Below are 21,404 nucleotides of genomic sequence, written 5' to 3'. Positions count from 1 at the left end.
GTCCAAAAAGGTGCCCCATGGACCCACTTTCCGGTGTGCTTTCACTGTTGAGAATTCGCAATTACCACTCGGCAACCTTGAGATTGGGCGGCGATTGGGCGTTCAACTTCCCCAGGAACGAAGGCATCAAATTCACCGCCGTGGTGAAGGGCAGTTGCTGGTTGCAGGTCAAAGGCGAGCACGCGCCGCAACAACTCCAGCAAGGCGATTGCTTCCTGATGACCCGTGGCGTGCCGTTTACTCTGTCCAGCGACCTGTCGGTACCGGCCAGGGACTCCGAAGGCCACTTCCAGATCCTGGCCAAGGACGAAATCACCCTCGACCACGGTGGCGACGAAGTGCAACTGGTGGGCGGGCGTTTCGACTTCACCGGGATCCCGACCCAGTTCCTGCTCAGCACCCTGCCCTCGCTGGTTCATGTGCCGGTTGACTCACCTGAAGCATCACTGCTGCGCTGGGCTCTGGAGCGTTTCACTTCAGAATTGCAACATCGTCAGCCCGGCCGGTCGCTGATGAATGAGCACCTGGCACACATCATGTTGGTGGAGGTGCTGCGCGCTCACCTCGCCACCCTGGACAGCTCCGGTATGGGCTGGTTCTTCGGCCTGGCGGACCGCAATCTCAGCGCCGCCTTGAGCGCCATGCATGCCGAGCCTTCCTACCGATGGACCGTCGAAAAACTGGCACGCCTGGCGAACATGTCCCGGTCTGCCTTCGCGCTACGTTTCAAACAGATCGTCGGCGATGCCCCGATGGAGTACCTGACTCACTGGCGCATGCTGCTGGCCGGTGATCGCCTGAGAAACTCCAGCGACTCGGTATCGACCATCGCCTTCTCCCTGGGCTATGAGTCGGAGAGCGCCTTCAGTACCGCGTTCAAACGAGTCATGTCGCAATCGCCACGCCAGTACCAGCGCGAGCAAGCCGTCCAGGCTTAATGCAGCCCCCCGCCAATCACCAGGATCTCGCCGGTGATCCAGCCAGCATCGTCAGAAGCCAGGAAAGCGACAGCTGGCGCGATGTCCTCGGGGCTGCCGATACGGCCCAACGGAGTAATAGCCTCGATCTTCTGGCGGAATGCGTCCTCGAAGAAGCCGCTGGCATGCACGCCTTCCGTGACCACCAGGCCTGGATTGACCGAATTGACCCGGATATTCTTCGGGCCCAGTTCGTTGGCCAGGGTCTTGGTAATGGCATCCACCGCGCCCTTGGAGGCGGTATAGACCGTCGAGTTGGCGGGGGTGAACGAGGTGACGCTGGAGCTGATATTGATGATGCTGCCGCCCTTGGGATTGAAAACGGCGACAGCTTCCTGGGTGCATTGGATCAAGCCCAGAACATTCAGGTTGAACTGGCGATTGAACTCCTGTTCGGTGATTTCAGCCAATGCACCAGTAGCATAGACACCAGCATTGTTCACCAGGATATCGATATGGCCATGCTCATGAACGATGGCCTTGAACAGTGCCTTCACTTCAAGGGCATTGGAGACGTCAGCCCGGATGGCATAGGCCCTGGCACCCGTTTCCAGAATCTGTGAAACCACCCGATCAGCATCTTCTCGGCTACGGGTATAGTTGACGATCACCGTCGCGCCATCTTTGGCCAGTTGCCTGGCGATCGCCGCGCCGATGCCTTTGGACGAACCGGTGACCAGAGCGATTTTCCTGTGCAGTTTTTTCATCATCAAATCCTTCGCTTGCAGGTTCAGAAACACTGAACACAGCTTATGAGCGGCGACTTGAAGGGGTAATAGCTGGTGCTCCAAAATACTTTCGTTATCGTCCAGACGCCTAAGCGCTTCAGTGATCGCCAACGCCACAGTGCCAAGTACAAGAACAGCAGCGAAATCAGCAACGGCATCAAAGCGATATAGATCAACGTGAGTTCCATCCCATGTGTTCGAGCGTTTGCCGATCTTGACTGAAGCCAACGCCTCGCCCGGCAAACTGTTGCACCGTTCAGCCGTTAGCCAAGAAGACACTGAACCAGATAATGAGGCTTGCCGCCGTGATTAGACTTTATCCATTCACCCTGTCCCCCCAGGATCGCTCCCCCCTGGATATGCCTGGACGATAACGAATAAAGCCTGGGGTTTCAGGCATGGTGCTTACTACCCGAAGACCTATCATTTGGCGGGCGGGTGAAGCCCGCAAAAATCATGTAAGCCGTACGCACCAAATCTTTCATTTCGGTAAAAGCCCAAAAGGTCGGGCGGGGAGAGTCATGCCTGTAACTACCCATCAAAGAAACGGCTTCCTGTTGTTTTTGGCACTATCATTGATGGCGTCGCTCATGAACAGCAGTGCCCCAACACCGCTGTACCCTTTTTACAAAGAACACCTGCTACTCAGCGCTGTGGACTTGACCTTTATCTTTGGTGCGTATGGCGCCGGGGTACTGTTGTCACTGGTGACCATGGCCCGTGTGGCCGGGCGCACGAAAGACCAGCGTACTTTTCTGATACCAGCCACCGTGCTGGTCCTCATCGGTGCCTGGCTGTTTTCCCAAGGCAGCTCGCTGTGGTACCTGTGCGCTGCCCGTCTGGTAGCAGGGTTGGGCACCGGGACGCTGACCGCCAGCATTAACGTAGCGCTGAAGCACTTCGGCCCTGATGACAATGGCAAGCTGGCGGCCTTGCTGGCCACGTTGGCCATGGTCACCGGGCTGGCACTCGGTCCAGTGTTGAGCAGCGCCGCCTTGCAACTGGATCTTTATCCGGTGGGTCTACCCTTCTGGCTGATCATGGCCCTGGTGGTGACCACGACCGTGGGCACCCTGGCGCTGTGGCCACGACAGAAGAAGGACGCAGCACAGCCCAAGGCAATGCAGGAGCATCCGAGGAGTCTGCGCGATGCATTCGAAGGAAGCGGGCCCCCCTTTCACCTGTGCGCCTGGTCGGTATTTTTCAGTTGGTCTTTTGCCGCCTGCGTCTTTGTCATCGGCCCGGGAGCTGCCGAACAGCAGCTGAATTTAAGTGACCGTGGCGCGTTTGGCTATGGTATTTCGGTGTACCTGCTGATCGCCGGTGCCAGTCAATTGCTCTGCCAACGGCTGGATGCTCGCCGCACCCTCCTATCTGGCCTGGCAGCCCAAAGCGTGACATTCCTGATCCTGCTGGCGGCGTTTTACAACCACTCGCTGATGCTTGGTGCTGTGGGGTTGGTTGTCGGTGGCTACGCTTACGGGGCAATCTTCGTCGGCAGTGCCAGGCTGATAAACCAACTGGTTCCGGCTCATAGCCACGCCAAGCTGGTTTCCTATTTCTACATCACGGTTTACCTGTTTAACGCGGTCCCGATTCCATTAGGGCTCATGGTGGATGTGCTGGGTATAGCCCAAGCCGTCACCGTTTCCCTCAGCGTATTCCTCGTTATCGGGATGGGCCTGATTGTGCTCTCTACAAGAACCGCGTTCTCTCGACGCTGGCCAGCCTGAACCAATCTGCGCGGGACTCTCCATTCAGCCTTTGAGCAGGTGCCGAATACGTACAGGTTTTCCGGCGATTTGAAAGCGCCGGGCGGCTGATTCGATTTTCAACTCGGCGCGAGTGACTCGACCGTGATGGCGTAGATGATCGAGCCAGGACTCGTCAAAAAACAGCTCTATCCACCGTTGCGGATTTTCGGTGTCCTGCATCAATTGCCAGGAAAAAGAACCATTGCGGTGGCGCATTCTGCGCACTTCTTCCATAGCCTCTTTGAAGGCATCGGCATCTGCCGTATCAATCTCATACTCGACCGTGATCATGACTGGCCCACGTTCGCCATCAGCATCGACACTCAGCAACGGTTGAGGCCAATGCAGCGAAGGGGCCAGGTCTTCTGCGCTCAGCGTGGGCAGTTTGAACCACCGGCCCAGCGCGACTCCCGCCACCATGATGACAGCGGCAAAACTCAGCGATATCGAGATCGAAAGCCAGCTGGCGATCAGCCCCCACACCACACCGCCCATGGCCATGCTGCCAAAAAACGTCAGAATGTAGACCGCCAACGCCCTGGCCCTGACCCACGCCGGTACCGATGTTTGCGCAGACACCTGAAGGCTGGACAATACCGCGATCCAGGCAGCACCACTGATGAGCATCACCGGGATAAGCAGATAGAAATCCCGAACCCATGCCAACGCCAGCAAGACTGTCGCATAGATAAGGCTGGCCGATGCCACCAGCAGATTGACCGCAATATGACGACGAATTGCGGGCAGAAACATTGCGCCCGCGACCGCCCCGATCCCGACGCAACCGAGCAAGATCCCGAATTGCTCAGCACTGCCCTTCAACTCACCTCGCACAATCAGTGGAAGCAACGACATGCCGGCGCTTGCGCCGAGAAAGAAAGCCAGGGCACGCACCATGACTCGCTGTAGTTCGCGTGAACTACGGGCATGGCGCCAACCCACACGGATAGCGCCAAACAGCCGTTCTGCCGGTAATACGGACGGTTGTGGCGTACGACGCCACAAGGCGAGCACGGCGATAACGCCAAAGAAAGACAGGGCGTTGACGGCAAATGTCGCCCATGGCCCTACCAGGCTGATGATGATGCCAGCGATGGCCGGTCCGAGCGCTCGGGCAACGTTGACCCCCACGCTGCTAAGCGATATCGCGGCGGGCAGATCACTCGCTGGAACCAACTCGGGTGTCAACGCTGACCATGCGGGCATGGTCAGCGCTGTTCCAACCCCCATGGCCAGCGTAAAGAGGAGTAAAAGCGTCGCGCTCATCAGGTTCGCCAAGGTGATCAAGGCGAGCACAAGCGCAATGACGGCCATCCCTGTCTGGACAGCCAACAGGTAACGTCGTTTGTCGATGATGTCGGCCAGCGCACCAGCGGGTAGCGCGAGAAGGAACATGGGAGCGGCACCCGCTACCTGCACCAGAGACACCATGAAAGGACTGGCCGACAAGGAGGTCATCAGCCAGCCAGCACCCACTTCATGCATCCACGTCCCGATGCTGGATGCAATGCTGGCAAGCCACAGACTGCGAAACAATCCATGACGAAGCGGCTGCCAGGCCGACGTTGTCGGTGGCTGCTCATTGGTCATCGTACTCACCCGTCTCTCCTTACAGTTTGCTCAGGAGTGGCCAGCGATGCGACAGACTCGTACCCACTGCCAATTTCCCAGACCCGCCGACCAGAATCGTCGAGAAGATGATCAGCAGCAGCCAGGCGAACTGGCCCTCGGCCAGGCTCCACTCGGGATGAACCCGGATAACCGAGACAACCAGCAAAAAGAGCACAGGCAGTGTCGCAAGGCGCGTCAGCAGTCCCACTGCGATGAATATCGGACAAAACACTTCCGCGAAAATTGCCAGCGACAAGGTCAACCGAGCCCCCATGCCAAACGGGTCTTCAATCAACGTCAGTTCGTGCTCAAAATTGAACAGCTTAGGCAATCCGTGCACCAGCAACAGCATCAGTACACCGGTGATGCGTAGCCAACACAGCGCTACATCCGCTGCAGTCGTCGTATTCATATCAGATGTGGACATGTTCCATTGCTCCCCACCGCTCGCCTGAGTGCGCCTCCTCCCCTATCAAGGAAGAGGCGCAATTCAGATCAGTGACCTTCCGATGCGTTAAACATGGTTTTGGCATAAATCAAACCAAGACCATAAGCGCCGCCGTGAGCGATAGAGGTTTTCACCGTCTCGTTATAGGTGTCGCTGCGAGCCCAGTCACGTTGCAGTTCCAGCAAGTACTGGAGTGAGGTCATCGGACGCGCACCGGCTTGAATCATGCGCTCGATAGCGCGCTCATGAGCCTCATCCGAAACGTCACCGCACGCATCGCAAATGATGTAGACCTCGAAGCCTTGTTCAAGCGCCGAGATCGCCGGGCCGACAATGCACACCGAAGTCCAGAGACCGGCAAGAACAATACGGTCGCGACCGATCTTGTTCACAGCGACAGCTATGCGCTCGTCTTCCCAGGTATTCATGCTGGTGCGGTCAATCAGTTCCTGACCGGCAAAAACCGAGGTGATTTCTTCAAACATCGGGCCCGAAAAGCTTTTTTCGGCGACGGTGGTAAGAATGGCCGGAACGCCAAACTCCTTCGCTGCCTTGGAGATCAGTGCAGCGTTATTGCGGAGTGAAACAGCGTCGATGGATTTGGTCGCAAATGACATCTGCGACTGAAAGTCGATCAGGATCAGAGCGTGGTTGCTTGGATTGATCAGACCTTTACCTGGTGCTGCTTTTGCGGTTGCCATAACACTTCTCCGGATATGTTTGAGAGGGGCTATTTTCGGCTTCGCTGTAGCAGAGCGATTGTATGGATGTGCGACTCTGGAAAAATCATGCTGATAAAATTTCTTTTTACGCCCACCGCCTCAGGCGTCCTCGGTCCGATCCAGCCGTTCACGCAAGAATTCGATCAGCGCCTGCACCGGTCGCGAGCCCTGGCGATGCTGCGGATAGACTGCCGATAACGTCAACGGCGCAGGGCGGAAGTTGTCCAGCACCGGCACCAGCCGCCCGTCCTTCAAGGCCGAGCCGACAATGAAGGTCGGCAAATAAGTAATGCCCATGCCGGCGATGGCCGCGTCCTTGAGCAATTCACCGTTGTTGACCCGCATCCTTCCGGTGACGTTCACGGTCAATGGTTTGCCCTGCCCTTCAAACCGCCATTGCACCTGGCGACCGTGGCCGTAAGGCAGGCAGTCATGGCTGTGCAAGTCTTCGGGGTGAACCGGCGTACCGCGCTCGGCCAGGTAGGCCGGGCTGGCGCAGTACACCCGCTGGATGGCGGCGAGGCGTCGGGCGATCAGCGTCGAGTCTTCCAGCACGCCAATGCGCAATGCCAGGTCGTAGCCTTCGCCGAGTAAGTCCACCGGACGATCACTCAAGTCCACTTCCACCGTGACGTCGCGATAGCGCTGCAAAAACACTGGCAGCAGGCACCCCAAGTGCGCCACCGCGAACGACAGCGGCGCGCTCAAGCGGATGGTGCCGCGTGGCTCGGCGGTCTGCCCGGCGATGCCCTGCTCCACGTGTTCGACTTCGCTCAGTAGACGTAGCGCCGATTCGTAATAGCTCTGCCCTAGCGGCGTGACGTCCAGCCGCCGGGTCGAACGATTGAGCAGCCGCACGCCGAGGCGCTCCTCCAATTGCATCAGCCGGCGGCTGACGAACTGCTTGGACAGGCCCAACTGATCGGCCGCCGCCGTGAAGCTGCCGGAGTCCATGACCTGGCAAAAAATACGCATGTCTTCGAACGGGTTCATTGTCACTTCCTGGTTGACAGTTAAACGCTTTATAGCCGCTTTTTCACTTTCAGGCACCTCATTAGTCTCTGCTCACGGTGTTGCTGAGACCTGAACCCCAGCGTCACAGCAGCCCGATCCCAAGGCATAAAAACTCGAACGATTGAAAAAGGAATTGACCATGAACATCAAGCAAACCCTCAGCGCTTCCCTCCTCGCCCTGTCCATCGGCAACGCTTTCGCCGCCGGCAGCCCCGGCGTCGAACACAACACCCAGGCCTTCCTCGATGCCCTCGCCGCCGGTGGTGGCAAACCGCTGGAGCAACTGAGCCCGAAAGACGCCCGCGCGGTGCTGACCGGTGCCCAGGCCTCGGTGAAGGTCGATCTGTCCGGTGTTGAAGTCAGCGACAAGGCGATCAAGGTCGACGGCCAGACGATCAACCTGAAAGTGGTGCGCCCAGCCGGGGCCAAGGGCGAATTGCCGGTGTTCATGTTCTTCCACGGTGGCGGTTGGGTACTGGGCGACTTCCCGACCCACCAACGCTTGATTCGTGATCTGGTGGTGGGCTCCGGGGCAGTTGCCGTGTACGTCGACTACACCCCGTCGCCTGAAGCGCACTACCCGACCGCGATCAACCAGGCCTACGCCGCCACCAAATGGGTGGCCGAGCACGGCGAGGACATCGGTGTCGACGGCAAGCGTCTGGCGGTGGCCGGCAACAGTGTCGGCGGCAACATGGCGGCAGTGGTGGCGTTGATGGCCAAGGAACAGAACACCCCGGCCCTGCGCTTCCAGTTGCTGATGTGGCCGGTGACCAACGCCGGGTTCGATAACGGCTCGTACCAGCAGTTTGCCGAAGGCCACTTCCTGACCAAAGGCATGATGCAGTGGTTCTGGGACAACTACACCACCAGCCCGGCCGAACGTGCGCAGATCCACGCCTCGCCACTGAATGCCAGCGCCGAACAGCTCAAGGGCCTGCCTGCCGCGCTGGTGCAGACCGCCGAATTCGACGTGCTGCGTGACGAAGGTGAAGGCTACGCTCGCCACCTCGATGCGGCCGGCGTGCCGGTGACCTCGGTGCGCTACAACGGGATGATCCATGACTTCGGCCTGCTCAATCCGCTGAGTCAGATTCCGGAAGTTAAGGCCGCAGTGCGACAAGCGGCGGCTGAGCTCAAGACCCATCTGAACTGAGTCCACATTGTGGCGAGGGAGCTTGCTCCCGCTGGGCTGCGCAGCGGCCCCAAAATCCTCAAGACACCGACGATTTTGTGAGTGCTGCGCACTCAAGCGGGAGCAAGCTCCCTCGCCACAAATGTCATCCTGACTTTGGAGTTCCTCATGTCCTTTCTCCTCACCCACCTGCTGTCCTGGAGCGCCCTGCTTCTGGTGCTCGACACACTGCTCTGGCACCTCGCCCCGTTCAAGCACCGCGTCCCGCGGGTCGGCGTGCGTCTGGCATTGTTTCTGGCGTTCAGTGCGCTGGTCATCAACGCCGGCGTCAGCCCGTTGCAGGCGCCGTTGTTCGCCGATGACCCTGTTGCACAACTGGGCGCCACGGCACTGGGGATTCTCTGGTGGCTGTACGCCGCGCGGGTGCTGACCGAAGTGATCGGCCTGGCCCTGATGCGCCGCATCGGTCACAGCGGTCGGTTGTTGCAGGATGTGATCGGTGCACTGGTGTTCCTGGCCTCCATTGTCGCTGCCGCCGGGTATGTGCTGGAGCTGCCGGTCAAAGGCCTGCTCGCGACCTCCGGGGTGGTTGCCATCGTGGTCGGTCTGGCGTTGCAGAGTACGTTGAGCGACGTGTTCTCCGGCATCGTGCTCAACACCACCAAGCCCTATCAGGTGGACGATTTGGTGATGATCGATGGTGTCGAAGGCAAGGTGCTCGATATCGACTGGCGCGCCACCCATCTGCTGACCAGCGCTGGCACCCTGGCCGTGGTGCCGAACTCGGTGGCGGCCAAGGCCAAGATCGTCAATCTCAGCCGCCCGACCCACCTGCACGGCGTGTCGATCAGCATCAAGGTGCCGAACCACGTCCGTCCGCGCCGGGTACTCGATGCCCTTGAGCGGACTCTGCAAGGCAGCAGCAGTCTGTTGCTCGATCCGGCGCCGAAAGCGCTGCTCAAAGAGGCCGGTGAAGAAATGTCCGAATACGTGGCCAGCGGTTTCATCGCCGAACTGGGCAAGAAAGGCGACGTGCGCAATCAACTGTTCGACCTCGCCCATCGACACCTTGAAGCGGCGGGCATCTCGCGGCATCCGGACGGTTTGATCGAACCCTCGAGCCGCGCCCGCGCACTGCTCGATGAAGTGAAGATTTTCCGCTCGCTCAGCCATGAAGAACGTGACCGCCTCGCCGAATCGATGGTGCCGCAGCAGTACACTGCCGGCCAGGTGGTGCTGGATCTGAACGAAGTGCCAGACAGCCTGTTTGTGATTGCCACCGGTGTCGTCAGCGCCAGCGTGTCCGACGGTAATGGCCTGGCCGAGGCAGGTCGCATGGGGCCGAGCGAAGTCATGGGAGAACAGAGCATCCTTGCCGATACGCCGTCCCAGGCGACGTTCACCGCGCTGACTTCCTCCATCATCTACCGTCTCGACAAGAACCTGACCCGCCAGTGTATGGAGCAGCGCAACGAAGTGGGCCAGGCGTTGAACAAGTTGCAAGCGGTACGGCAACAGAACAGTCGGCTGGCGTTGATGGCCAAGCCTGTGCCGGTCAGGAAAGGTGGATTTCTGGGGTGGTTGCAAAAACGTTGAGCAGAAAAATGCCCGCACATCGGCGGTAATGCTGTTCATTTAAGGAGGTCTGGAGGCCTGAGAAGTATCTGTGGCGAGGGAGCTTGCTCCCGCTGGACTGCGTAGCAGGCCCAATTCAGGGCCGCTTCGCGCCCCAGCGGGAGCAAGCTCCCTCGCCACAACTGCGGATATGCCTGAAGCATCGGCGTAAGTGAACAGCATTGCGCCATCGGCGGGCATTTTTTTCAGCGGATTACTTGGCGGTGAACTTGGTATAGCTATTGATCAGATTGCGATAGTTCGGCAGACGCTGCGACAGCAGATTCGCCAAACCTTCCATGTCATTGCGCCAGTCGACTTGCAGCTCGCAGGCCACCGCGAACCAGTTCATCAGATGCGCACCGGCGGCCGACATCCGCGCCCACGCCGCTTGTTGCACAGTGGTGTTAAAGGTGCCGGAAGCATCGGTGACCACGAACACTTCAAAACCTTCAGCAAGCGCCGACAGAGTCGGGAACGCCACGCACACGTCAGTCACCACACCGGCGATGATCAGTTGCTTGCGACCGGTGGCCTTGATGGCTTTGACGAAGTCTGCGTTGTCCCAGGCGTTGATCTGGCCAGGGCGGGCAATGAACGGCGCGTCCGGGAATTGCTCTTTGAGTTCCGGCACGATCGGGCCGTTCGGGCCGCTGTCGAAACTGGTGGTAAGGATGGTCGGCAGGTTGAAGAACTTGGCGATGTCGCCCAGCGCCAGGACGTTGTTCTTGAACTCGTTCGGGCTGAAATCCTGCACCAGCGAGATCAGGCCGGTCTGGTGGTCGACCAACAGCACAACGGCATCGTCTTTGTTCAGACGCGAGTAAGGAACGTTGCTCATGTGAAACTCCTCGATGGATGGTTGTTGCGGGGGAGCGCCGGTCACGAAGACCGGCGCTTTGTTTCGGAATCAGAAGGCGAAGCAGGAACAGCCGAATGCGCCCCAGAAACCGGCGAAATCGCTGACCGGCGCATTCGACTGGCGCGCCTTTTCATGGCTGTGCGTATGCACCGCGCACGGGCCGCTGCAATGGTGGACCTGAGCCTGCATCGGCGAATTCGGGCGCCAGTGGCCGGGGACTTTCATCACCGGCGACCAGTCCGGCAGTACCGGTACGCTGGCCGGCCCGAGTTTTTCGAAGTCGCCGGCGGCGTACACAACCTTGCCGCCGACCACCGTCAGTACCGACTCGATCCACTTGATCGCTTCTTCCTCGACGCTGAAGAAGTCCGCGCTCAACGCTGCCAGGTCCGCCAGTTGCCCGACCTTGATCTGGCCCTTCTTGCCCTGTTCGGACGAGAACCAGGCGCTGCCGTGGGTGAACAGTTCCAGCGCAGTGGTGCGCGGCAAGCCTTCCTCGTACAACGCCAGACCACCGACGGTGCGGCCGCTGACCATCCAGTACAGCGAGGTCCACGGGTTGTAGCTGGAAACGCGTGTGGCGTCGGTGCCCGCGCCGACCGGCACGCCCTCGGCGAGCATGCGTTTGATCGGCGGGGTATGCTCGGCGGCTTTGCTGCCGTAACGGTCGACGAAGTATTCGCCCTGGAACGCCATGCGGTCCTGAATCGCGATGCCGCCACCCAGCGCCTTCACCCGCTCGATGTTCTGTGGAGTAATGGTTTCAGCGTGGTCGAAGAACCATGGCAAACCGTTGAACGGAATGTCGCGATTGACCTTCTCGAAGACATCGAGCATACGGCTGATGGATTCGTTGTAGGTGGCGTGCAGACGGAACGGCCAGCGTTGCTCGACCAAGTGGCGAACCACCGGTTCCAGTTCCTCTTCCATGGTCTGCGGCAGGTCCGGACGCGGTTCGAGGAAGTCCTCGAAATCCGCCGCCGAAAACACCAGCATTTCACCGGCGCCGTTGTGCCGCAGGTAATCGTCGCCCTGATGCAGGGTGACGCTGCTGGTCCAGTTCTTGAAGTCGGTCAGCTCTTCCTTGGGCTTCTGGGTGAACAGGTTATAAGCAATGCGAATCGTCAGTTGCTGGTCCTTGGCCAACTGCTCGATCACCGCGTAATCGTCCGGGTAATTCTGGAAACCACCGCCCGCATCGATGGCGCTGGTCAGCCCCAGGCGATTGAGTTCACGCATGAACTGACGGGTCGAGTTGACCTGATAGTCCAGCGGCAACTTCGGCCCTTTGGCCAGGGTCGAGTAAAGAATCATCGCGTTCGGACGGGCCACCAACATGCCGGTCGGCTCGCCGTTGGCGTCGCGCACAATCTCGCCACCCGGTGGGTTCGGCGTGTTGCGCGTGTAACCGACAACCTTGAGCGCTGCGCGGTTGAGCAAGGCGCGGTCGTACAAGTGCAAAACGAACACCGGCGTATCCGGCGCAGCCTGGTTGAGTTCTTCAATCGTCGGCATGCGCTTTTCGGCGAACTGGAATTCGTTCCAGCCACCGACCACCCGCACCCATTGCGGCGTCGGCGTGCGATCGGCCTGGTCCTTGAGCATGCGCAGGGCATCGGCCAGCGATGGTACGCCCTCCCAGCGCAGTTCGAGGTTGTAGTTCAAGCCACCCCGAATCAAGTGCAAGTGCGAGTCGTTGAGCCCAGGGATAACGCAGCGGCCCTTGAGGTCAATGACCTGGGTGCCCGAACCGCGCAGGGCCATGGCCTCGGCATCGGTACCCACCGTGACGAAGCGACCATTGGTGATCGCGACCGCACTGGCGAGGGGTTTTTCACGGTCAACGGTATGAAATTGGCCATTGAACAGAATCAGATCGGCGTTCATTGGTTTTCCTCAGGCAGAGTGGAATGAGGTTGTCCGGCTTTCAGCCACGGCGCGAACAGACGCGTCGCCCTGGGCATGAACAGGTACACCACCGAAACCACAATGGTCACGGTGATCAGAAAAGTGGCAACCACGTAATTGGACAGAAAGGCGTTGAGCTTGAGCAGCGGGCCCCAGATCAGCGGCACCAGCAAGGTATGCGGCAGAATCACCAGCAGCGTCACCACGGCCTGTTTCCAGCGCGGCGGTGGCGAACCGGCATCGTCCTGTGGCGCGAACCAGAACTCCTTGACCGGGTTGACCTCAGTCTGGTCCCCATCCGCCAGCATCGGCTCGGCTTCGTTGACCAACTCCAGCCGTTGCGGCGATTCGAGCCAGCGCTGCATCGCCTCGGTAGAGCAAAAACGCAGCACGCAGGTAAACATGTCCAGGCCGGCGCTCTTGCCGCGAATCACATCCACCCCCAAATGCCCCTCGCTCTGCCCGGCAATACCGACAATCCGCCGCAGCCAGGCTTCATAGGGCACTTCAAAACCGGCCTTGACCCGGTGTTTGACGACCAGGGTCACGACTTCTTCGAAGCCGCGCACCGGGTGGGTGGTTGCAGGGTCGAGTCGATTGGAATCAGGCATAACGAAAGGCTCCGGCGAAACGGAAATTGTGCGCAGCACAAGTGAAAACCAGCGGCGTTGATGCGCCAGGACTTGGTTCGATAATGCCGGTGTGAGGGAGGGGAAAATTGAACGTATGTGCTCTCTTTGCGAGCGGACTTGAGCCTGACACTTTCCTGTGGCGAGCGAGCTTGCTCGCGCCGGCCGGTCTGCGCTCGGGCGCGGCAGTCGTGGAACCGGCTGTCGTGTTCTACCTGATGAATCCCGGTGGCTGGTTTTGGGGCCGCTTCGCGCCCCAGCGGGAGCAAGCTCCCTCGCCACAGCAAGCTTGCTTGCCACAGAAGCGAAATCTGGCAGAAGTTTTTCCGCTATGAAGCTGGGATATTCAGCGGCTCGGACATGAACTGAGTAATCCGCGAGCGCAACCATCGCTCCGCCGGATCATTGTCGTGCACCCCGCTCCAGGCCATCGACAACTGTGCCTTATCGATGGGAAACGGCGGATCTTCGGCCCTCAAGGCACAGCCTTCGACCAGCGCGCAGGCGGCATAGTCGGGAACGGTAGCGATCATTTCAGTCCCTGCGAGCAACGCCCGCAACCCACTGAACTGCGGCACCCCCAACACCACCCGCCGGGTGCGCCCGACCTTGGCCAGATCAAGATCAATGTTGCCGCTCAAATCCCCCGAGAACGACACCATCGCATGGGGCCGCTCACAGTACTCATCCAGCGTCAGTGCTTCTGGCCGGTTGTCTGCGCGCAGCACTTTGCAGGGGATATCCCGCAGTTTCTTGCGTTTGGCATTGGCCGGCAGTTCGGTGGTGTAACTGACCCCGACTGAAATCTCCCCGGACGCCAGCAACGTCGGCATCAGCAAATAATTGGCCCGGCGCACCACCACAATGATCCCTGGTGCCTCCTCCCGCAGGTGGCTTAACAGCGACGGAAACAAGCCAAACTCGGCGTCATCCGACAGACCAATGCGAAACACATCACAACTGGTAGCCGGATCAAACTCCCTGGCCCGGCTGACCGCCCCGGAAATGGTGTTCATCGCCGGTTGCAGCTCCTTGAGAATCGCCAGCGCCCGTGCCGTCGGCTCCATGCCGCGACCGTTGCGCAGCAACAGCGGATCGTCGAACAGATCACGCAACCGCCCCAATGCAGCGCTCACGGCCGGCTGCCCCATAAAGAGTTTTTCGGCGACCCGGGTCAGATTCTTTTCGAACATCAGAGCCTCGAAAATCACCAGCAGGTTCATATCGACGCGGCGTAGATCGTTACGGTTCATAGGTACGGTTCCATGGTGTTTTTTTAGCCAGGCAAAGTCTTTTGGACTTTACTCAATCAAAGGTTTGCGCTCGCTGTTAACCGGAGGAATTAACAACGTTTAACTCGCAAGCCAAAGCCCTGCGACCAACAATCAAACCTTCTACGCAAACCTGTTATTCCAAAAGGGATGGTGCTGACCCACCGTGCAGTGCGCCAGCGCATTCCCACCGACACGGACATTTGCCATGGCCCACGTTCAGCACAACGCCGCCCACGCACCAGCCACGCAAACGCGAAAAGCCACCACTGGCGGCCTCAGCCCCTGGCGGGAAAGCCTGGTCAAGCAATTGATCCTCGAGCGCCTCAGCGAAACCCTGGAAGTCACCGAACTGGCCCGGGCCTGCGCGATGTCGCGCAGTCATTTCTCCCGCACCTTCAAATGCAGCACCGGCCTGTCGCCTCAGGACTGGATTCGTTGCCAGCGTATCGCCCGGGCCAAGCAATTGATCCAGAACACCGACCTGACCCTGACCCAAATCAGTCTGGAGTGCGGGTTCTGCGATCAGGCGCACTTCTGCCACATGTTCACCCGCAGCGAAGGCATCAATCCGTTTGCCTGGCGTTGTCAGGCGGTGCGCGCCTTGCCCTCTCTCAACAGCAAAAGATCGCAGCCTGCGGCAGCTCCTACGGGTGTACACATGTCCGTGTAGGAGCTGGCGCAGTCTGCGATCTTTTGATTTTGATCAGGCCTTGAGGAACGCCAGCAGATCGGCGTTGAGCTGATCCTTGTGGGTGTCGGTCAGGCCATGAGGCGCGCCTGGATAGACCAGCAGCTTCGAACCTTTGACGAGTTTGGCCGAGGCGATACCGGCGGCTTCGATCGGCACGATCTGGTCGGCGTCACCGTGCACTACCAGGGTCGGCACGTCGAACTTTTTCAGGTCTTCGGTGAAGTCGGTTTCGGAGAACGCCTTGATACAGTCGTAGGCATTCTTGTGACCAGCCGTCATGCCCTGCATCCAGAACCAGTCGATCATGCCCTGGGAAGGTTTGGCACCCGGTTTGTTGAAACCAAAGAATGGCCCGCTGGCGACGTCTTTGTACAACTGCGAACGGTCCGCCAGGGACGCCTGACGCAGACCGTCGAACACTTCCATCGGCAGGCCGCCTGGATTGGCTTCGGTCTTGAGCATCAACGGCGGCACCGCGGAAATCAGCCCGGCCTTGGCGATTCGCCCAGTGCCATGACGACCGATGTAACGCGCTACTTCACCACCGCCGGTTGAGAAACCGAACAGCACCGCGTTTTGCAGATCCAGCAGCTCGATCAACTGCGCGAGGTCGTCGGCGTAGGTGTCCATTTCATTGCCGGACCAGGGCTGGCTGGAGCGCCCGTGACCACGGCGGTCATGGGCGATGACCCGGTAGCCCTTGGACGCCAGGTAGATCATCTGTGATTCCCAGCTGTCGGCATTCAGCGGCCAACCGTGGCTGAAGACAATGGGCTGGCCGGTGCCCCAGTCCTTGTAGTAAATCTCGGTACCGTCGCGGGTGGTAAATGTGCTCATGGCGATTGCTCCTTAATTAAGGCGTGGGGGGTGTTTGGGTGAATCAATTCGATGGATGGCCCATTCGTTCGGCCAGGCGCGCCACCCGCTCGCCCAAGTGCGCGGCGGTGCAGCGATCTTCGGGAGGTGGCGCATGGTCCGGGGACTGTTCGACATTCGACTGAGCCATGACCCCCAGGGAACTGCCCAGGCGATTCAATTGCCCGTCAAACATGCCAACGCTGGAACGCGCCGGCAGCAGGTCGAGGCCGACCCAGATCATCGAGTGCTGAGCGGCGAACACGGCCATCTGCAGCAAGGTGTTGAGCTTGTCGCCGCACAGACAGCCGGAGTTGGTGAACCCGGCAGCCAATTTGTCGCGCCAGGGCTGCGCCAGGTAGAACGACGCAGTAGCCTCCATGAAGCCCTTGAACGACGCCGATGCGCTGCCCATGTACGTCGGGGCGCCGAAGATGATCGCGTCGGCGCGGTGCAAGCGGTCCCAGTGCCCATCCACTTCCTCGACCGCAATCAATTGGCAGGTACTGCCCAAGTGTCGCTCCACACCCTGAGCCACAGCTTCGGCGATAACTCGCGTATGACCATAGCCGCTGTGATAGACCACTACCACGTCGCTCATTCCGGCATCCTCCTGAAGTGTTCATCCCTTTTGCTGCACGAAGACCGGCGCCTTCGGTTGATGGACTGGAAGTAGTGTATTTTTGGGCGTAAACAGGGCGCAGGACGAGTTAAACGTTGTTAATTTTCAACGGTGCGCCTAAAGCCGCGACTCAGTCATTTGTCACCGCCGCGCCCCGTAAATACAGCGCTTGCGAACGGTGCCGCAAACGCTGCATACACTGCACACGCAGGACAGTCGTTCGGTCACTGCGTTGCGTTGACGAAAAAATCTGAAGAACATGCTCGAATACCGCGAGATAGAAGGACACAAGCAGGAGTGACCCGTTGACCCTTTCCCCCGAACAGGCTGTGCATTTCGGCCCTTACCGGGTCTACCCCGGACAACGTCTGGTGCTGGAGGCCGACCAGCCGCTGCGCCTGGGTCGGCGCGCCATGGACATTCTGTTGATCCTGCTGGAACACGCCGGGAATGTCGTCAGCAAGCAGCAATTGATCGCGCAGGTCTGGCCCAAATGCGTAGTCGAAGACATCAATTTGCGAGTGCACATCGCGGCGCTGCGCAAAGCCCTCGGCGACGGTCAAGCCGGCCAGCGCTACATCGTCACCGTGGCCCAGCGTGGTTACAGCTTTGTCGCGCCGTACTCGCTGGAGCACATCGAGCAACGTCCGCCGAGCAGCGGCCACGAGCAGAGCGGCCATAACCTGCCCATTCGTCGGACTCGCATGATCGGTCGCCAGGCCTTGGTCGACAGTCTGGTGACGAACTTGCCACGCCAACGCCTGATCACCCTCGTTGGCCCTGGCGGTATCGGCAAGACCACGGTGGCACTGCGCGTCGCCGAACAACTGATCGGTCGCTACCGGGACGGCATTCGCCTGCTGGACCTGGCCCAGATCAGCGACCCGTTGATGATCGCCACCCACCTGGCGACGCTGCTGGACCTGTCGTTGCACGACACTGAACCGATGAACTGTCTCACGACCTTCCTGCGCGAGCGGCAAATGCTGCTGGTCATCGACAACTGCGAACATCTGATCGACGCCGTTGCGTTGCTCAGCGAAAGCATCCTTCGTGGCGCGCCCGATGTGCACATTCTGGCCACCAGTCGCGAGAGCCTGCGGGCCGAAGGCGAATTCGTTCAGCGCCTCGAGTCCCTGGACTGCCCACCGCCCATCGCTGCGCTGGACCGCTCCCAGGCCTTGAGCTTTTCGGCTGTGCAATTGTTCATCGAACGGGCGATGGCCAGCCATGACAGCTTCGAACTGAGCGATGCTGAACTGCCTCTGGCGATCGAGATTTGTCGCCGCCTGGACGGCATTCCTTTGGCGATCGAACTGGCCGCAGCGCAAGTGAACAGCCTTGGTCTAAGTGGGTTGCTGACGCAACTGCAAGGCAGTTTTCGTCTGCTCGCACAGGGCTGCCAGACGGCGCTGGGACGGCATCAGACCCTGCGCGCGACACTCGACTGGAGCTTCGAGCTGCTGAGTACCTGCGAACAAACCTGCCTGCGCCGACTGGGTGTGTTCAGGGGCGGTTTCACGCTGGAATCGGCGGCCGCGGTGATTGTCGGCGAACACATCGAACCCCGCGAGGTGTTTGGCGCGATTACGCAACTGGTGGCCAAGTCACTGCTGAACGTGGAGGTCGGCGACGAGCAGGTGTTCTACCGTCTGCTCGATACCACCCGCAGCTATGCCCTGGAAAAACTCGACCAGGCCAATGATTTGCCAGACACCCTGGAACGCCACGCCGAACGCTGCCTGGCATTGATGCATCAGGCCCAGAACGACTGGGAGCACATCCAGACCGATATATGGATCGAGCGTTACGCCCGCAGTCTGGAAGACATCCGCTCGGCCCTGGACTGGGGCTTGAACGCTCAAGGACCGCAGGCTCTGGCGATCCGACTGGCTTCGGTTTCGACGCCACTCTGGCAGGAACTGTCTCTGCTCAAGGAACACGGCGTGTACGTGCGCAAGGCCCTGGCACTGCTCGAATTGACGCCCGAGCCCTGCCCTCGTCTGAAAATGGCCCTCAAGCTCGCCCTCGGCAGCTCCTGCTACCACACCCAAGGCGGCACCGCCGAAACCGTCGAAGCCTTTGTGAGCGCCAGAACCCTGGCCGAACGCTGCAACGATGTGGCCGGTCAGCTCAGGGCCGTGTCCGGGCACATGGCGGTCAACCTCAGTTGCGGCAACTACCAAACAGCTCTGGAACAGAGCCAGCAATTCGATCGCCTGGGTGTGCAAGGCAACGCCGCAGTGTCCCTGAGTACACACCGTTTGCAGGTGCTGGCCCTGCACTTTGCCGGGGATCAACAACGGGCACGGGAGAGTGCTGAACAGGTCATTCAGCGCATGGCCCAGAGCGGACACCTCAATCGCTTCACCCACGGCTTTGGCGTGCAGTACGACCAGAGCGTCGCCGCCCTGACCATTCTTGCGCGGATCCTCTGGCTACAAGGCCATCCGGAAAAGGCCTGGAGCACCGCGCGTCAGGCGTTGGGCATTGCGCTTCAGATCGACCACGGCACGTCCATCTGCTACACGCTGGCACTGTCCGGTTGCCTGATCGCCCACTACAACGGCGACACTCAAACTGCCCGCGACCTCTTGCGCCTGCTGCTCGAACAAGCACAAAAACATTCGGTGCTGTTGTTCTACAACTGGGCCCGACACTATGCACAGGTGATCGATAGCCATGGTGCACATCCAGACCCGCAACCCGGCACCGGGCTGATCAAGGAAATCATGGTCACCCTCGATAGCGGTTTCGTCGATGACGCATTGCTGGCACGGGCCGAAAACGGCGCTGCGGGTTGGAGCACGGCGGAGATCCTTCGGGCCAGAGCGAATGCTCTGCTTGCAGAGAACAGCCGAAGTGCAGCCGAGACCGTGCTGCTCAAAGCGCTGGCAGTGGCAAAAGCCCAGGGCGCTCTGGCGTGGGAGCTGCGCACTGCCACATCACTGGCCGAGCTTTGGCAGCATCAAGGCCGCCTCCAACAAGCCTATGACCTGCTGGAGCCGATCTACAACCGCTTCACCGAAGGCTTTGCCACACCAGACCTAAGCAAAGTCCGCCGTTTGCTCGACGAGTTGCAACGACATAGGCCGTCCTGAAACCCAGCGTGCCCGGCTGATGTAGCGGGCATAACGCATTTCAAATACTCGCCGCAGCCCGCTCAGTTCAAGCTTTTCCAGTACGTAAGTGCGGGTAGTGTTGAGAAACCGATAACGTGTCATGCCATCACCCTGTTCAACCGACAACAGCGATTTCAGCACCAGCCGTTCTATCACCTCTGCCAGACTGGTGGACCGCAGCACCGCACAACTGATGACACCGATCGCAGCGTCCAACGTAAAAGCTATTTTGAACACCGCCAGCCCCTGCAGTACGGTCTGCTCCAGCGGGCTCAGCCGCTGATAGCTCCATTCCAGCGCGGCCTTGAGCGTCTGATGCCGTGGCACAGCGGTGCGCCGGCCTTGGGTCAGCAGTTGAAAACAGTTGTCCAGTTGTGCTCGCAGCCCAACCAGTGCCAGGGCATCGATCTGCGCCGCTGCCAGTTCGATGGCCAGGGGCAGACCGTCGAGGCGCCGACAGATTTCCCGCACAGCCTTGAGGTCCTGTTCACGCAGAGCAAAGCCTTGTTGGCGGGCACGGGCACGGCTGACAAACAGCTGCACCGCCGAATAGCTCATAACCTCGCTGACACTCTGCAGCGCCGACATCGGCGGCACCGCCAGGGCTGGCAATCGCTGGACCGTTTCCCTCGCCGCCCGCAGCGGTTCGCGGCTGGTGGCCAGGATCGAGACCCGTGGCGCCGAAACCAATAGACCTTCCACCAGTGATCGGCAACGTTCGAGCAGGTGCTCGCAATTGTCGAGCACCAGCAAAGCATGCCGTCGCGCCAGTGCATCCACGCCAACGTCCAGTTCAAGGGTCTGGCTCAGATAATCGACGAGCCGCGCGGGGTCATCGATTGCCGCCAGATCAACGATCCAGACGCCATCGCGATAGTGCGGCAACAGCAGTTCGGCCACACGCAAGGCCACCGTGCTCTTGCCAATGCCGGCGGGGCCGACCAAGGTCATGAAACGATAAACCGGCAACTGCCTAACCACACTGCCAACGATCGAATCTCGGCCGGTCACTGGCGTGATCCGTGCAGGCAGGTTGTGCTGGTGCTTTTGAACGGTCTCGATCGAGAAAAGCGCACCGTCCAACTCACACTGCACCGGGGCGATGAAGCTATAACCGCACCGGGGAATATTGACGATGTAGCGCTGCCCGTTCTGGCCGTCGCCGAGAGCCCGACGCAGGGCAGCTATGTGCACGCGCAGATTGATTTCCTCGACCACCGAGGTCGGCCAGACGCGGGCAATCAGTTCGTCCTTGCTGACCACGTTACCCGCGCGCTCGACCAGTACCTGGAGGATATCCAGTGCCCGTCCGCCCATACGCAGCGGCCGATCACCGTCCAGGATCAGCCGTTGACGAGTGTGGAACACGTACGGGCCAAACCGCAGCACCGCACTGCTATTTAAATCTCTGAGTCTGTTCATGCACGTTTACGTGCTG

At 59.8% G+C, this 21,404-nt stretch carries 18 protein-coding genes; 6 read left to right on the top strand and 12 right to left on the bottom strand.

Going from position 1 to position 21,404, the window contains the following annotated elements:
- Positions 1-17 precede the first annotated feature (17 nt).
- Positions 18-938, top strand: coding sequence for an AraC family transcriptional regulator (locus AO353_RS22330; protein ID WP_054596919.1), 921 nt, complete (start codon positions 18-20; stop codon positions 936-938).
- On the opposite strand, the gene AO353_RS22325 is transcribed toward AO353_RS22330, so the two are convergent.
- A complete protein-coding gene (locus AO353_RS22325) occupies positions 935-1,684 on the bottom strand; it encodes an SDR family NAD(P)-dependent oxidoreductase (protein WP_054596918.1) in 750 nt (249 codons plus the stop codon). The two genes, AO353_RS22330 and AO353_RS22325, sit on opposite strands and share 4 nt — an antisense overlap.
- A 542-nt stretch (positions 1,685-2,226) precedes the next feature.
- Between AO353_RS22325 and AO353_RS22315 the strand changes: the two genes are divergently transcribed.
- Positions 2,227-3,438 carry an MFS transporter gene (locus tag AO353_RS22315; protein ID WP_054596916.1) on the top strand — a complete coding sequence of 404 codons (1,212 nt, stop codon included), beginning with the start codon at positions 2,227-2,229 and terminating at the stop codon, positions 3,436-3,438.
- Between the two features lie 24 nt (positions 3,439-3,462).
- On the opposite strand, the gene AO353_RS22310 is transcribed toward AO353_RS22315, so the two are convergent.
- From AO353_RS22310 to AO353_RS22295, 4 genes are all read right to left on the bottom strand, one after another.
- Positions 3,463-5,049 carry an MFS transporter gene (locus AO353_RS22310; RefSeq protein ID WP_054596915.1) on the bottom strand — a complete coding sequence of 529 codons (1,587 nt, stop codon included), beginning with the start codon at positions 5,047-5,049 and terminating at the stop codon, positions 3,463-3,465.
- Positions 5,050-5,068: 19 nt separating this feature from the next.
- The gene (locus tag AO353_RS22305; protein WP_371917648.1) at positions 5,069-5,497 is read right to left on the bottom strand and encodes a DoxX family protein; all 429 of its coding nucleotides are present in this window, start codon (positions 5,495-5,497) and stop codon (positions 5,069-5,071) included.
- Positions 5,498-5,565: 68 nt separating this feature from the next.
- Positions 5,566-6,219, bottom strand: a complete 654-nt coding sequence (locus AO353_RS22300) for a hydrolase (protein ID WP_054596913.1) — start codon at positions 6,217-6,219, stop codon at positions 5,566-5,568.
- 120 nt (positions 6,220-6,339) lie between these two features.
- Positions 6,340-7,233, bottom strand: a complete 894-nt coding sequence (locus AO353_RS22295; protein ID WP_054596912.1) for a LysR family transcriptional regulator — start codon at positions 7,231-7,233, stop codon at positions 6,340-6,342.
- 160 nt (positions 7,234-7,393) lie between these two features.
- Here AO353_RS22295 and AO353_RS22290 point away from each other — a divergent pair, with 160 nt between their 5' ends.
- Together AO353_RS22290 and AO353_RS22285 are read left to right on the top strand one after the other, a co-directional pair.
- A complete protein-coding gene (locus tag AO353_RS22290; protein WP_054596911.1) occupies positions 7,394-8,410 on the top strand; it encodes an alpha/beta hydrolase in 1,017 nt (338 codons plus the stop codon).
- 147 nt (positions 8,411-8,557) lie between these two features.
- Complete coding sequence (locus tag AO353_RS22285) at positions 8,558-9,985, top strand: mechanosensitive ion channel family protein (RefSeq protein ID WP_054596910.1); 1,428 nt, start codon at positions 8,558-8,560, stop codon at positions 9,983-9,985.
- A 232-nt stretch (positions 9,986-10,217) separates the two neighbouring features.
- Here AO353_RS22285 and ycaC read toward each other — a convergent pair whose 3' ends face one another.
- The 4 genes from ycaC to AO353_RS22265 form a co-directional block, all read right to left on the bottom strand.
- Positions 10,218-10,844 (bottom strand): isochorismate family cysteine hydrolase YcaC, encoded by a 627-nt coding sequence (ycaC, locus tag AO353_RS22280; protein ID WP_019690857.1) that lies wholly within the window; start codon positions 10,842-10,844, stop codon positions 10,218-10,220.
- Between the two features lie 69 nt (positions 10,845-10,913).
- Complete coding sequence (locus tag AO353_RS22275) at positions 10,914-12,752, bottom strand: amidohydrolase (protein ID WP_054596909.1); 1,839 nt, start codon at positions 12,750-12,752, stop codon at positions 10,914-10,916.
- Entirely contained in the window at positions 12,749-13,384 is a 636-nt protein-coding gene (locus AO353_RS22270) for a hypothetical protein (RefSeq protein WP_054596908.1), read from the bottom strand. The genes AO353_RS22275 and AO353_RS22270 overlap by 4 nt, the downstream gene beginning before the upstream one ends.
- A gap of 347 nt (positions 13,385-13,731) precedes the next feature.
- Positions 13,732-14,655, bottom strand: a complete 924-nt coding sequence (locus AO353_RS22265) for a LysR substrate-binding domain-containing protein (protein WP_054596907.1) — start codon at positions 14,653-14,655, stop codon at positions 13,732-13,734.
- Positions 14,656-14,881: 226 nt separating this feature from the next.
- Here AO353_RS22265 and AO353_RS22260 point away from each other — a divergent pair, with 226 nt between their 5' ends.
- Entirely contained in the window at positions 14,882-15,346 is a 465-nt protein-coding gene (locus tag AO353_RS22260; RefSeq protein WP_054596906.1) for a helix-turn-helix domain-containing protein, read from the top strand.
- A gap of 33 nt (positions 15,347-15,379) precedes the next feature.
- Here AO353_RS22260 and AO353_RS22255 read toward each other — a convergent pair whose 3' ends face one another.
- Both AO353_RS22255 and AO353_RS22250 read right to left on the bottom strand, forming a co-directional pair.
- A complete protein-coding gene (locus AO353_RS22255; RefSeq protein ID WP_054596905.1) occupies positions 15,380-16,204 on the bottom strand; it encodes an alpha/beta fold hydrolase in 825 nt (274 codons plus the stop codon).
- Positions 16,205-16,247: 43 nt separating this feature from the next.
- Positions 16,248-16,823 (bottom strand): flavodoxin family protein, encoded by a 576-nt coding sequence (locus AO353_RS22250; protein ID WP_054596904.1) that lies wholly within the window; start codon positions 16,821-16,823, stop codon positions 16,248-16,250.
- Between the two features lie 326 nt (positions 16,824-17,149).
- Between AO353_RS22250 and AO353_RS22245 the strand changes: the two genes are divergently transcribed.
- Complete coding sequence (locus tag AO353_RS22245; protein ID WP_054596903.1) at positions 17,150-19,945, top strand: ATP-binding protein; 2,796 nt, start codon at positions 17,150-17,152, stop codon at positions 19,943-19,945.
- On the opposite strand, the gene AO353_RS22240 is transcribed toward AO353_RS22245, so the two are convergent.
- Positions 19,892-21,388 (bottom strand): ATP-binding protein, encoded by a 1,497-nt coding sequence (locus AO353_RS22240; protein WP_054596902.1) that lies wholly within the window; start codon positions 21,386-21,388, stop codon positions 19,892-19,894. The two genes, AO353_RS22245 and AO353_RS22240, sit on opposite strands and share 54 nt — an antisense overlap.
- Positions 21,389-21,404: the final 16 nt, after the last annotated feature.

It is taken from the genome of Pseudomonas fluorescens (assembly GCF_001307155.1).
GTDB classification, from domain to species: Bacteria; Pseudomonadota; Gammaproteobacteria; order Pseudomonadales; family Pseudomonadaceae; genus Aquipseudomonas; species Aquipseudomonas helvetica.
This window is presented reverse-complemented; position numbering and strand designations above follow the sequence as displayed.

Excerpts from the sequence above, each read along its gene's own strand:
- AO353_RS22295 (WP_054596912.1), bottom strand. The coding sequence starts at position 7,233 with ATGAACCCGTTCGAAGACATGCGTATTTTTTGCCAGGTCATGGACTCC.
- AO353_RS22255 (WP_054596905.1), bottom strand. The coding sequence starts at position 16,204 with ATGAGCACATTTACCACCCGCGACGGTACCGAGATTTACTACAAGGAC.
- AO353_RS22240 (WP_054596902.1), bottom strand. The coding sequence starts at position 21,388 with ATGAACAGACTCAGAGATTTAAATAGCAGTGCGGTGCTGCGGTTTGGC.
- AO353_RS22305 (WP_371917648.1), bottom strand. The coding sequence starts at position 5,497 with ATGTCCACATCTGATATGAATACGACGACTGCAGCGGATGTAGCGCTG.
- AO353_RS22330 (WP_054596919.1), top strand. The coding sequence starts at position 18 with ATGGACCCACTTTCCGGTGTGCTTTCACTGTTGAGAATTCGCAATTAC.
- AO353_RS22285 (WP_054596910.1), top strand. The coding sequence starts at position 8,558 with ATGTCCTTTCTCCTCACCCACCTGCTGTCCTGGAGCGCCCTGCTTCTG.
- AO353_RS22310 (WP_054596915.1), bottom strand. The coding sequence starts at position 5,049 with ATGACCAATGAGCAGCCACCGACAACGTCGGCCTGGCAGCCGCTTCGT.
- AO353_RS22315 (WP_054596916.1), top strand. The coding sequence starts at position 2,227 with ATGCCTGTAACTACCCATCAAAGAAACGGCTTCCTGTTGTTTTTGGCA.
- AO353_RS22300 (WP_054596913.1), bottom strand. The coding sequence starts at position 6,219 with ATGGCAACCGCAAAAGCAGCACCAGGTAAAGGTCTGATCAATCCAAGC.
- AO353_RS22250 (WP_054596904.1), bottom strand. The coding sequence starts at position 16,823 with ATGAGCGACGTGGTAGTGGTCTATCACAGCGGCTATGGTCATACGCGA.
- AO353_RS22270 (WP_054596908.1), bottom strand. The coding sequence starts at position 13,384 with ATGCCTGATTCCAATCGACTCGACCCTGCAACCACCCACCCGGTGCGC.
- AO353_RS22290 (WP_054596911.1), top strand. The coding sequence starts at position 7,394 with ATGAACATCAAGCAAACCCTCAGCGCTTCCCTCCTCGCCCTGTCCATC.
- AO353_RS22325 (WP_054596918.1), bottom strand. The coding sequence starts at position 1,684 with ATGAAAAAACTGCACAGGAAAATCGCTCTGGTCACCGGTTCGTCCAAA.
- AO353_RS22260 (WP_054596906.1), top strand. The coding sequence starts at position 14,882 with ATGGCCCACGTTCAGCACAACGCCGCCCACGCACCAGCCACGCAAACG.
- AO353_RS22265 (WP_054596907.1), bottom strand. The coding sequence starts at position 14,655 with ATGAACCGTAACGATCTACGCCGCGTCGATATGAACCTGCTGGTGATT.
- ycaC (WP_019690857.1), bottom strand. The coding sequence starts at position 10,844 with ATGAGCAACGTTCCTTACTCGCGTCTGAACAAAGACGATGCCGTTGTG.
- AO353_RS22275 (WP_054596909.1), bottom strand. The coding sequence starts at position 12,752 with ATGAACGCCGATCTGATTCTGTTCAATGGCCAATTTCATACCGTTGAC.